11 protein-coding genes are annotated in these 11724 nt (G+C 55.9%); 2 read left to right on the top strand and 9 right to left on the bottom strand.

The features are described from left to right. Positions 1 to 121: 121 nt before the first annotated feature. Positions 122 to 2122, top strand: coding sequence for a bifunctional tRNA (5-methylaminomethyl-2-thiouridine)(34)-methyltransferase MnmD/FAD-dependent 5-carboxymethylaminomethyl-2-thiouridine(34) oxidoreductase MnmC (gene mnmC / locus ABVN36_RS19905; RefSeq protein ID WP_023138699.1), 2001 nt, complete (start codon positions 122 to 124; stop codon positions 2120 to 2122). Positions 2123 to 2173: 51 nt separating this feature from the next. Here mnmC and ABVN36_RS19900 read toward each other — a convergent pair whose 3' ends face one another. The 6 genes from ABVN36_RS19900 to prmB are packed head-to-tail and all read right to left on the bottom strand — an operon-like array spanning position 2174 to position 6720. Further along, positions 2174 to 2449 carry a YfcL family protein gene (locus ABVN36_RS19900; RefSeq protein WP_000559749.1) on the bottom strand — a complete coding sequence of 92 codons (276 nt, stop codon included), beginning with the start codon at positions 2447 to 2449 and terminating at the stop codon, positions 2174 to 2176. Between the two features lie 32 nt (positions 2450 to 2481). Further along, the gene (locus ABVN36_RS19895) at positions 2482 to 3030 is read right to left on the bottom strand and encodes an elongation factor P hydroxylase (protein WP_001066345.1); all 549 of its coding nucleotides are present in this window, start codon (positions 3028 to 3030) and stop codon (positions 2482 to 2484) included. Continuing rightward, positions 3030 to 3839: a sulfite exporter TauE/SafE family protein gene (locus ABVN36_RS19890; RefSeq protein WP_000368599.1), complete on the bottom strand. Its 810-nt coding sequence runs from the start codon at positions 3837 to 3839 to the stop codon at positions 3030 to 3032. Before ABVN36_RS19890 ends, ABVN36_RS19895 begins: the two co-directional genes overlap by 1 nt. Then, the gene (mepA, locus tag ABVN36_RS19885; RefSeq protein ID WP_023138700.1) at positions 3839 to 4663 is read right to left on the bottom strand and encodes a penicillin-insensitive murein endopeptidase; all 825 of its coding nucleotides are present in this window, start codon (positions 4661 to 4663) and stop codon (positions 3839 to 3841) included. Before mepA ends, ABVN36_RS19890 begins: the two co-directional genes overlap by 1 nt. A gap of 3 nt (positions 4664 to 4666) precedes the next feature. Further along, positions 4667 to 5752, bottom strand: coding sequence for a chorismate synthase (gene aroC, locus ABVN36_RS19880; RefSeq protein ID WP_000918457.1), 1086 nt, complete (start codon positions 5750 to 5752; stop codon positions 4667 to 4669). A gap of 35 nt (positions 5753 to 5787) precedes the next feature. Then, positions 5788 to 6720, bottom strand: a complete 933-nt coding sequence (prmB, locus tag ABVN36_RS19875; protein WP_001537978.1) for a 50S ribosomal protein L3 N(5)-glutamine methyltransferase — start codon at positions 6718 to 6720, stop codon at positions 5788 to 5790. A gap of 165 nt (positions 6721 to 6885) precedes the next feature. Here prmB and smrB point away from each other — a divergent pair, with 165 nt between their 5' ends. Beyond that, positions 6886 to 7437: an endonuclease SmrB gene (smrB, locus tag ABVN36_RS19870; RefSeq protein WP_000730794.1), complete on the top strand. Its 552-nt coding sequence runs from the start codon at positions 6886 to 6888 to the stop codon at positions 7435 to 7437. A 99-nt stretch (positions 7438 to 7536) separates the two neighbouring features. On the opposite strand, the gene sixA is transcribed toward smrB, so the two are convergent. The 3 genes from sixA to fadI form a co-directional block, all read right to left on the bottom strand. Further along, positions 7537 to 8022, bottom strand: coding sequence for a phosphohistidine phosphatase SixA (sixA, locus tag ABVN36_RS19865; RefSeq protein ID WP_001195801.1), 486 nt, complete (start codon positions 8020 to 8022; stop codon positions 7537 to 7539). A gap of 208 nt (positions 8023 to 8230) precedes the next feature. Next, positions 8231 to 10378: a fatty acid oxidation complex subunit alpha FadJ gene (fadJ, locus tag ABVN36_RS19860; protein WP_000214145.1), complete on the bottom strand. Its 2148-nt coding sequence runs from the start codon at positions 10376 to 10378 to the stop codon at positions 8231 to 8233. Then, complete coding sequence (gene fadI, locus ABVN36_RS19855; protein ID WP_023138701.1) at positions 10378 to 11688, bottom strand: acetyl-CoA C-acyltransferase FadI; 1311 nt, start codon at positions 11686 to 11688, stop codon at positions 10378 to 10380. The genes fadJ and fadI overlap by 1 nt, the downstream gene beginning before the upstream one ends. Positions 11689 to 11724 lie beyond the last annotated feature (36 nt).

Raw genomic sequence — 11724 nt, 5'->3', positions numbered from 1 at the left:
TTGGCACAATAGCGTACACTTGTACGCCGAACAAGTCCGATCAGCCATTTAGTACGGAAATTTGCGCCGTCAGGCACACATCGTTAAGATCGCGATACCGCCCGTCAGACGAGTAACTTACGTGAAACAATACGCCATACAACCCGCCACACTCGAATTTAACGCTGAGGGTACACCTGTTTCCCGAGATTTTGATGATGTCTATTTTTCTAATGACAATGGACTCGAAGAGACACGCTACGTTTTTCTTGGCGGCAATCGTCTTGCGGAGCGATTTCCCGTACATTCACATCCATTATTTATAGTCGCGGAAAGCGGTTTTGGCACCGGACTTAACTTCCTGACGCTGTGGCAGGCGTTTGACAGCTTTCGTTCTGCGCACCCACAGGCGACGCTGCAAAGGTTACATTTCATCAGTTTTGAGAAATTCCCGTTAACGCGCGACGATCTGGCGCTGGCGCACCAACACTGGCCGGAGCTCGCGCCCTGGGCAGAGCAGCTGCAGGCGCAATGGCCGCTGCCGCTCCCGGGGTGCCACCGCCTATTGCTGGATCGGGGCCGGGTGACGCTGGATTTGTGGTTTGGCGATATTAATGAATTGACCGACCAACTGGACGCCACGCTGAATCAAACAGTCGACGCCTGGTTCCTCGACGGTTTTGCCCCGGCGAAAAATCCGGATATGTGGACGCCAAACCTGTTTAACGCGATGGCGCGGCTGGCGCGGCCCGGCGCAACGCTGGCGACGTTTACCTCGGCAGGTTTCGTCCGTCGGGGATTACAGGAAGCCGGTTTTACCATGCAAAAACGCAAAGGCTTCGGACGTAAACGCGAGATGCTTTGCGGAGTGATGGAACAACACCTCATGCCGACCCTTTCCGCGCCCTGGTTTTACCGCAGCGGAAGCGAAAAACGTGAAACGGCGATCATTGGCGGCGGCATCGCCAGCGCGCTGTTATCACTGGCGTTACTGCGTCGCGGCTGGCAGGTGACGCTCTATTGCGCAGATGATCAGCCCGCCCAGGGCGCTTCCGGTAATCGACAGGGCGCGCTTTATCCGCTCCTTAGCAAACATGACGCCGCCATTAATCGCTTTTTCCCGACCGCATTCACCTTTGCCCGTCGCCTGTATGATGCCCTGCCCGTCTCTTTTGATCATGACTGGTGCGGCGTGACGCAGCTCGGATGGGATGAGAAAAGCCAGCAGAAAATTGCCCAGATGCTGTCCCTGGCGCTGCCCGCCGGACTGGCCTCGGCGCTCAATGCCGAAGAGGCGGAACAGGCGGTTGGCGTGACGACACGCTGCGGAGGAATTACCTATCCGGCAGGCGGCTGGCTGTGCCCGGAACAATTAACTCGCGCAGTCATCGCACTGGCGACCGAACAGGGTTTACAAACGCGCTTTCGCCATACGCTCACGTCGCTCGTTGCGCAGGAGTCGCGCTGGCAACTGCGCTTTACGTCAGGTGAAACCGCCAGCCATGAGACCGTCGTCCTGGCGAACGGCCATCAGATTAACCGTTTTGATCAGACCCGGCCGCTGCCGGTGTATGCCGTCGGGGGGCAGGTCAGTCATATTCCCACCACCCCCGCCCTCTCGGCGTTGCGTCAGGTGTTATGCTACGACGGCTATCTGACGCCGCAAAATCCGCATAATCAGCAGCACTGTATTGGCGCCAGCTATCACCGGGGTGACGAAAGCACCGTCTGGCGCGAAGAAGATCAGCGTCAGAACCGACAACGTCTGCTTGACTGTTTTCCGGATGCGAACTGGGCCACAGAGGTTGATGTTAGCGGCAATAGCGCCCGTTGCGGCGTGCGTTGCGCCACCCGCGACCATCTGCCGATGGTGGGCAATGTCCCGGATTACCACGCCACGCTGACGCATTACGCCGATTTAGCCGATAATAAAACGTCGGCGGCGCCTGCGCCTGTCTATCCGGGTTTATTTATGCTCGGCGCGCTGGGATCGCGCGGTTTGTGCTCAGCGCCATTATGCGCAGAAATTCTGGCGGCGCAGATGAGTAACGAGCCGATTCCACTGGATGCCGGTACGCTGGCGGCGTTAAATCCGAATCGGTTATGGGTGAGAAAGTTATTGAAGGGAAAAGCGGTGAAGTAATGGGTCAGTCAATAGCGGAAGGCGGCAAGCGTCGCCTTCCGGCCCACGGCGTTATTGTTTTGCCTTGTCGAACAAATTGTCCCACATCGCTTTGACTAACGCCTGATCGCGCGGCGACAGTTCGCCGGCGCCGATCGCTTTTTCCAGACTTTGGCTAACGTTGGCATAGACCGCCTCGACGGAGTGGTCATCACCGCTCTCCAGCTCGGCAATGGCTAACGTCAAGTGGCCACGCAGGTATCCACTGGCAAAAAGCTCATCGTCGCTGGCGTGCTCTACCATATCGTCAATTAATGCCAGAATGCGTGATTCAAACTCCGCGATCATCTTCTTTCCTCATTGTAAACGTGGCGCTGGCTTTAATTAAGCGCTTCCGGCCACGGGAACTGTTCCGCCTTAAGTTCGGGCGTGTGATAGTAATTCTGTAGCGCTTTGATGAAGCGGGCCGGACGTTCAGGAATGCCCTGCTCCAGATACGCCATTACCTGCGCATGAACCCGGCGCTGAAACGCCACGCGATCCGGCTCAATATCGCCTTCCAGATTGTCGCAACTGACGTTAAAGGGATACCCCGCCGCCACGCAAAACAACCAGTCGAAAGCCTGTGGCTTCACCTCAACGTCTTCAAATTGACTTTGGGTCTGCGCGTCGCGTCCATCCGGGCAGTACCAGTAACCAAAGTCAACCAGTTCGCGGCGCGCCTTACCGGCGATACACCAGTGAGAAATCTCATGCAGCGCGCTGGCGTAAAACCCATGCGCAAAGACGATGCGGTGGTACGGTACCTGCGCGTCAGCAGGAAGATAGATCGGTTCGTCGTCGCCTTTAATCAGACGGGTATTAAATTCTTCGGCAAAGCAGCCGTTAAAAATCTCAATTAACTGTTCGTAATGGTGCGTATTGTTCATTAGTTCATCCCCAACCAGTGGAGGATCTCCTGTCCGTGGCTATCATAAAGTAACCTGGCGCTCATCACCGCCGAGACAATAACGATCATCGGTCTGATAAGCTTTTGGCCTTTGCTCAACACCAGACGCGACCCCATTCGCGCCCCTAAAAACTGACCAACCAGCATCACGAAGCCCGTCGCCCAGATCACTTTGCCGCCGATGATAAATAACAGCAGGCCGCCAACGTTGGAGGTAGCGTTAAGCACTTTGGCATGTGCCGTGGATTTCGCCAGGTTATAGCCACATAAGGTGACAAACGCCAGAGCGTAAAACGACCCGGCGGCAGGCCCGAAAAAGCCGTCGTAAAACCCGACGCATCCCCCGGCTATCAGCGCGAACGGTAATCCATACAGGCGGCGCTGGCGATCTTCCTCGCCCAGCTTCGGCATCAATAAAAAATAGAGGCCGATGAAAATCACCAGGATGGGCAAGATCTGGCGCAAAATATCCGCCTGCACGTGCTGCACCAGCAGCGCGCCGCTCATCGAGCCAATGAACGTCATCAGAATATTGAGCTTTTGCTCGGCCAGGTTTACCACTTTACGGCGAATAAAATAGAGCGAAGACGAGAGGGAGCCGCCGCACGCCTGTAATTTATTGGTCGCCAGCGCGTTTGCCGGCGACATCCCGGCGGCCATCAGCGCAGGGATAGTGAGCAGCCCTCCGCCCCCGGCGATAGAATCGATAAATCCTGCCAGTACGGCGACAAAAAACAGCACCACCAGCAGCAGCGGGGAGACCATAAACAGATCATAAAAATTGTCCATCAGAGTACATGCTCATCCAGTAGCGCCTGGCAGGAAGGCGGCAACGGCGGCGGTATCTTCTTCTCAGGCTTTGTGGTGCCAGGTTTTGGCGGTTCGAACCAGCTTTGCAGTTCAGCGCCGCATCCATCGCCCGGCGGAGGTAAAGGTTGATCTTCGCACTCCAGGCTGTCGGCAGGGCAGCGTAAACGCACGTGCATATGCGCGCGATGCTGGAACCAGGGGCGTACTTTACGTAGCCAGTCACGATCGCTTCCGGCATCGAGGCAAAGCTGTTGTTTAATAGCCGGGTTGACGAAAATACGGGTGACGTCATTGTCTTGTGCCGCCAGTTTGATCAGACTGGCGATATCCGACGACCAGCGCGACGGCACGACATGTTTACCGTCGCGGGACACCAGATCTAACGCCTGCGGGCGCAATAGCTGCGCCTGGCTCCAGCGCGTTTTCGGCAACTGCAAGAAAATATCCACATCAAGCCCGGTCTGATGACTGGCGTGTCCGCCATTAAAGCGGCCTCCGGCAGGCATCCCCATGTCGCCTATCAGGACGGTTCCGAGCCCCCGTTGCTGCGCCTGATGACTCAACCGCTGGATAAACATGACCAGATCCGGGTGGCCGAAATAACGGCGCTGATCGGTGCGCATCACCTGATAATTATCGGACTGTACCGGCAACGTGTCGGCGCCAATGATGCATCCGTTGGCAAAGCTACCGATAGACTGTGCGGCGCCGGGGACAGGATGAGTTATTTTCTGCCACGGCGTCGCCGCCAGGCTGGCGCTACTGACAAACCATGCCAGCAGCGCAATCGCGGTTTTTTTCATTTCTTACCAACGTGGAATCTCTGTCTTTACATCCGCATTCTGTGCCCGATGGCGCAGCAGGTGATCCATCAGCACGATCGCCAGCATGGCTTCTGCGATCGGCACTGCGCGAATCCCCACACACGGATCGTGGCGCCCTTTGGTGATCATCTCGACTTCTTCACCCATCCGGTTGATCGTACGTCCCGGCACGGTAATGCTGGAGGTAGGTTTCAGCGCCATATGCGCCACAATGTGTTGCCCGCTACTGATGCCACCGAGGATGCCGCCAGCGTGGTTGCTCTGAAAACCCTGCGCCGTGATTTCATCTCGATTCTGGCTGCCGCGCAGCGCCACCACGTTAAATCCTTCGCCGATCTCCACGCCTTTCACCGCATTAATGCTCATCAGCGCATGGGCGATGTCCGCATCCAGTCGGTCAAATACCGGTTCGCCAAGCCCTGCCGGCACGCCGCTCGCCATCACCGTCACTTTCGCGCCGATGGAGTCACCCTCTTTTTTCAGCGCGCGCATCAGTTCGTCCAGCGCGTCAAGTTTGTCCGCATCGGGACAAAAGAACGGATTAAGCTCAACCTGACGCCAGTCTTTAATCTCCAGCGGAATGTCGCCCATCTGGGTCAGGCAGCCGCGGATTTCGATGCCGAACTTTTCCGCCAGGTATTTCTTGGCAATCGCCCCTGCCGCTACGCGCATCGCGGTTTCACGCGCGGAAGAACGTCCACCGCCACGGTAATCGCGCAGGCCGTATTTCTGCTCATAGGTGTAATCCGCGTGTCCCGGACGAAAAACATCTTTAATCGCGCTGTAGTCCTGCGAGCGCTGATCGGTGTTTTCAATCAGCAGGCCAATGCTGGTGCCGGTCGTCACGCCATCAAACACGCCGGAGAGAATTTTTACCTGGTCCGGTTCGCGGCGCTGGGTAGTATAGCGCGAGGTGCCGGGGCGGCGTCTGTCGAGATCGTGCTGCAGATCGGCCTCCGTTAACGGGATGCCGGGCGGCACGCCATCGACGATACACCCAAGCGCCAGCCCGTGTGATTCGCCGAAAGTGGTTACGCGAAAGAGTTGTCCAATTGTGTTTCCTGCCATCACGGCTCCGTTATCGTTGTTGTCGTTTGCGTGTTTTAATCTTTATAAATGTTGAAATGTTCACGGGCCGCGAGCAACTGCGCTTTGGTCAACATAAAGACGCCATCGCCGCCGTTGTCAAACTCCAGCCAGGTGAACGGCACATTCGGATACTGCTCCATCAGATGTACCATGCTGTTTCCGACTTCACAAATCAGAACGCCGTCATCGGACAGATAATCCGGCGCATTTCCCAGGATACGACGGGTCAATTTGAGGCCGTCAGTGCCGGACGCCAGCCCCAGCTCAGGTTCGTGGCGATATTCGTTCGGCAGATCGGACATATCCTCCGCATCGACATAGGGCGGGTTAGTGACTATCAGATCGTACTGAACTTTCGGCAGATCGCGGAACAGATCGGAACGGATTGGCGTCACGTGATGGATAAGACCGTGTTCTTCAATGTTATGCTCGGCGACAGCCAGCGCATCCGGCGAAATATCGACCGCATCAACCTCTGCGTCCGGGAAAGCATAAGCACAGGCGATGGCGATGCAGCCGCTACCGGTACACATATCCAGAATATATTTCGGCTGTTGGCTAATAAGGCCGGCGAAGCGGTTATTAATCAGCTCGCCAATCGGCGAACGCGGCACCAGCACGCGCTCATCGACATAAAATTCGTGGCCGCAGAACCAGGCTTTATTGGTCAGGTAGGCGACCGGGATACGCTCGTTAATGCGACGAATCACTCGCTCGACAATGCGGTGTTTTTCGCTGGACGTCAGCCGCGCGGTCCGCATATCCTCCGGAATATCCAGCGGCAGATAAAGAGACGGCAACACCAGTTGTACCGCTTCATCCCACGGGTTATCGGTACCGTGTCCATACCAGATATTCGCCGCGCTAAAGCGGCTTACCGCCCAGCGCAACATGTCCTGAATGGTATGCAGTTCACTTACTGCTTCATCGACGAAAATTTTATCCACGTATTCCTCCAGGGCATGCTCGCATTAAATTCGGCGGCTAGTTTGCCACGAAGACAGGGATAAATCAGCATTGACGCGGCGGGAGAATACGAAAAATCCGTTTTGACCGTTCGGATATCCTCCGGGTCGGGTAAACTAAGGCAAAAGATCAGACGAGACCCACGAATGAAAAAGAAAACATCGCTCAGCGAGGAGGACCAGGCGCTGTTCCGTCAGCTGATGGTCGGCACCCGAAAGATTAAACAGGATACTATCGTCCATCGGCCACTGCGCAAGAAAATCACGGAAGTCCCTACCCGAAGGTTAATTCAGGAACAGGCGGACGCCAGCCACTATTTTTCCGATGAGTTCCAGCCGCTGCTCAATACGGAAGGGCCGGTAAAGTATGTCCGTGAAGATGTCAGCCATTTCGAGCTAAAAAAAATGCGCCGCGGCGACTATTCGCCAGAACTGTTTCTGGATTTACACGGCTTAACGCAGCTTCAGGCCAAGCAGGAACTGGGGGCGCTGATTGCCGCCTGCCGCCGGGAACATATTTTTTGCGCCTGCGTCATGCATGGACACGGTAAACATATTCTGAAACAGCAAACGCCGTTATGGCTGGCGCAGCATCCGCATGTGATGGCCTTTCATCAGGCGCCGAAAGAGTACGGCGGCGACGCCGCGCTGCTGGTGTTGATTGAAGTGGAAGAGTGGCAACCGCCCGAATTACCCTGATGCGGAATTGCCGGATGGCGGCGCAAGCGCCTTATCCAGCCTACGAACAGCCAGCGCTGTCGTAGGCCTGATAAGCGAAGCGCCATCAGGCAGCAAAGATTAAATCGCTTTCGCCATTTTCAGATTGCAGGGACTCATTTGCCAGTTGAATGTCCCCTTGCCGCTTACATCAAGCGTAACGTTGGCAATTGCGGACGTCGTGAACATCGGCGGCGTTTCGCCCGGACAAAGCTCAGATACCAGGTATCCGACCAGAGGTAAGTGAGAGATCACCAGCACCGATCCGATCTCTTCATTGGCCAGCGCCTGGAGGTAGGCGCTGACCAGACCGACATCGCCACAGGGCGTTAGCTCCGGCAGGACATCCACCTGAGCCGGCAGATTCATACAATCGCCGACCACATCTAACGTCTGTTCGGCCCGAAGAAACGGACTCACCAGAACACGTTCGATATCCACTTTTTGACCTTTCAGCCAGTTCGCCATCAGGCGAGACTCGTCACACCCACAAGGGGTCAAGGGACGAACCGAATCACTGGCGGCATCGAGGGCTGCGTCGCCGTGACGCATGATAAAAACTTGCATATTGCACCGCTTTTGTTAACCAGTTTCACCAACACGCTTACCACATGCCCCTATTGGCTGCGGCAAAAATGCGGTGGCCGGCATTGTGCCTTATCCATTCACTGAATGAAACGCTGTTTTTTACCTCAATGGCGTAAGTATAGTCAATCCTTGATTATTATTTCGCCACTAAGGAGGCATTCAGTGCGGATTCATATTCTCTTTGACCTCAATTTCCCTGGTCAGTTTCCCCATTCGTCCAGAAATGCTCCCTGCGCTCCGCCATGCGCACTAATTGTTCACAAGGCGCGTAACGAGGACCGTAAAGTGCGGCCAGGCGCTGTAATGTCGCCACCATTTCACCCGGCCCGAGAGCATCCATATAGCGGAACGGGCCACCGAGAAACGGCGGAAAACCGATACCAAACACGGCGCCGATATCGCCATCGCGCGCGCTGCGAATCACTTTTTCGTCGAAACAGCGCGCCGCTTCGTTAAGCATTAACATGACACAGCGCTCTGCCACCTGCTGCGCAGACAGTCGACTCTGCCCTTGCACGCCAATAAGCTTATAAATAGCAGGGTCAACCTGTTTTTTGCTTTTACGCCCTTTTTCGCCATAAAGATAGAAACCGCGACCATTTTTTCTACCTTTGCGATCGTCATTCAAAATTGAAGCAACAACATTTGCAGGCGCGCTAAAACGTTCTCCATACGCCGCCTCAAGCACAGGAATAATTTTAGTGCCCGTGTCGATTCCTACCTCATCCAAAAGTTGGATTGGCCCCACCGGAAAACCAAATTTTACCAGGGCGGCGTCAATATGTTCGACGCGTTCGCCTTCAGTCAGCATCCGAATCGCCTCATTGATATATGGCGCAAGAATTCGGTTAACATAAAACCCGGCTTTATCGCTGACGACTATCGGGGTTTTACCCTGTTTTTTCGCCAGCTTAACGGTCGTGGCGATGGTCTGCGCGGAAGTAGACGCGTGAGGAATGACCTCAACCAGCGGCATTTTTTCGACCGGGCTAAAAAAGTGCAATCCAATCACCTGTTCCGGTCTGGCCGCATTCGCCGCAATATCGCCAATCGGCAGGGAAGAAGTATTGGAGGCAAAAATGGTGTGAGCAGCGCAATTTTGCTCCACTTCCGCCACCATCTGTTGTTTTAACGGCAGATCTTCAAACACCGCTTCAATGACCAGATCACGATGACTGAAACCACGGTAATCGGTAGAACCTGATATCAACGCCAACTGTTTATCGCGTTCGCTGGCTTTGATATGGCGGCGGCGTACTTTTGTTTCAAGCAGATCCCAGCTGTATTTCAGAGCATGATTGATCCCCTGAGTATTTATATCCTTAATTCGTACTGGCAAGCCGCCTTTACAGGCCGTAACCCAGGCGATACCGCCGCCCATTAACCCGCCGCCTAAGATGCCCACGCTGTTCAGCGGGCCGGGCGGCGCATCGCTACCGGGATCTTTTTTCACCTCGGTACTGGCAAAGAAAACAGCGCGCAGCGCCTGCGATTGCGGCGTCATCGCCAGCTCGCCGAAAGCGCGCGCTTCCGCGTCATAGCCGCTACTGCTGCCCTGCGCCAGTCCGGTTTCAATCACATCAATGATCCGCTCCGTCGCCGGATAATTACCCTGCGTTTTTTGCGCCGTCTTTTTACGCACCAGGCGAAATAACAGCGCGCGCCCCAGCGGCCCCGCCAGGATACGTTCACGGACCGGTAATGTCCGCTGCGCCAGGCGTTCTTTTTTAGCCAGCTCGACAGCTGCTTCCAGTAAAATGGTTTGCGGCACCACATCATCAACCAGCCCGGCTTTAAGCGCCTGTCTGGCGCGAAGCTGTTTACCTGTCAGGATCATATCCAGCGCGGTACTGACCCCCACCAGCCGTGGAAGACGCTGCGTTCCGCCCGATCCCGGTAAAAGCCCTAACTGTACCTCCGGCAGTCCGAGAACGGTTTTAACGTCATCGGTACAGATGCGCCGATGGCAGGCCAGCGCCATTTCAAGGCCGCCCCCCAGACAGGCGCCGTGAATGGCGGCGATGACCGGAACAGGCAACGCCTGGATCTCCGCCATCAGTTGCTGTCCCTGACGCGCCAGCGTTTCCGCTTCCTGCGCGTTTTGGCAGTGGCCTATCATGTTGATATCAGCGCCAGCAATAAAGTTATCTGCTTTGGCTGAGATAAAAACAACGCCCTGCAACGCTTTATTTTCCCTGATCTGCTTCAGGATGGCGCGTACCTGCGCGGCAAACTCCGCTTTCAGGGTGTTCACCTTTTCTCCAGGGACATCAATAGCGACAACCGCGACATTATCCAGACGCACGTTAAGCATAAAAGCTGATGTGGTAGTCATTATTCCGCCTCCAGAACCATCGCCGCGCCAAGACCGCCAGCCGCGCAGGCCGTGACCAGGCCAAAACCTCCGCCCCGACGCCGTAATTCATGCAACGTTTGGGTTATCATCCGCGCGCCCGTTGCGGCAAAAGGATGCCCGTAGGCGATTGAGCCGCCGAGCACGTTGAATTTAGCGTCATCTACCTCCCCTGTCGCCTGCGCACGACCAAGCACCTCACGGGAAAATCGTTCGCTGCCCAGCAGTTGTAAGTTCGCCAGAGTCTGAGCGGCAAACGCTTCATGCATGTCAAAAAGCGTCAGATCGGCCATCGTCAACCCGGCCCGCTCCAGCGCCAGCGGCGTTGACCAGGCCGGCCCCAATAGCATGTCCTGCCAGACATCAATAGCGGTAAAGGCGTAGCTGCGCAGATAACCAAGCGGGCGCAGCCCCAGCTCTTTAGCGCGGGATTCGGTCATCAGAATAACGGCGGCAGCGCCGTCGGTCAGCGGTGTACTATTGGCGGCGGTCACAGAGCCATGTTTTCTGTCAAAAGCGGGACGCAGTTTAGCGTAGTCCGCCAGCGTGGAGGCGCCGCGAATGTTGTTGTCTTCTGCAAAGGGGTTTTTATACGGCGGCACATAGGTCGTCATCACTTCTTCCGCCAGTTTACCCTCCGCCCATGCCTGCGCGGCGCGCTGATGTGAACGATGCGCCAGCGCGTCCTGCTGTTCACGTGTAATACCATACGTTTTCGCCATCTGTTCGGCGGTATCGCCCATGCGCAGACCGGTGGAATACTCAGCAACGGCGGGAGGAACGGGCAGCAGGTCGCGTAAGCGCAGACGAGAAAAAATCGTCAGCCGTTGGCGGGTCGTCCGGGCTTTATTGACATCAACCAGCACCCGCGCCAGGGCTTTACTCACGCCTATTGGCAGTACCGACGACGAATCTGCGCCGCCAGCGATACCGGCGCGTATCGTGCCGGCCATCAGGCTTTCCGCCACATTCGCTACCGCCTGAAAACTGGTGGCGCAGGCGCGGCTTACGCTATAGGCATCGGTATGAACATTCATCCCCGTACCCAGCACAATTTCGCGCGCAATGTTGGGCGCTTCCGGCATTTGTACTACCTGACCAAAAACCAGTTGCTCAATGGCATCGGCTGGAATTTCACTGCGCGCCAGCAGCTCGCCTACCACCATCTTGCCGAGATCAACAGCGGGAATACCATGAAATGCAGTGGCCTGACGAGCGAAGGGGGTTCGTAACCCACTGACAATAGCAATGCGATCGCCCTGGCGGGTGACCAACGGTAAAGCCTGACGCATAGTACTCCCCTGTAAAAAAATAAATTAGTGGTCTGA

It is taken from the genome of Salmonella sp. SJTUF15581 (genome assembly GCF_043356775.1).
In the GTDB taxonomy this organism is placed as follows: Bacteria; Pseudomonadota; Gammaproteobacteria; order Enterobacterales; family Enterobacteriaceae; genus Salmonella; species Salmonella enterica.
The sequence above is the reverse complement of the archived record's forward strand: the minus strand, read 5'-3'. Positions and strand labels throughout refer to the sequence as shown.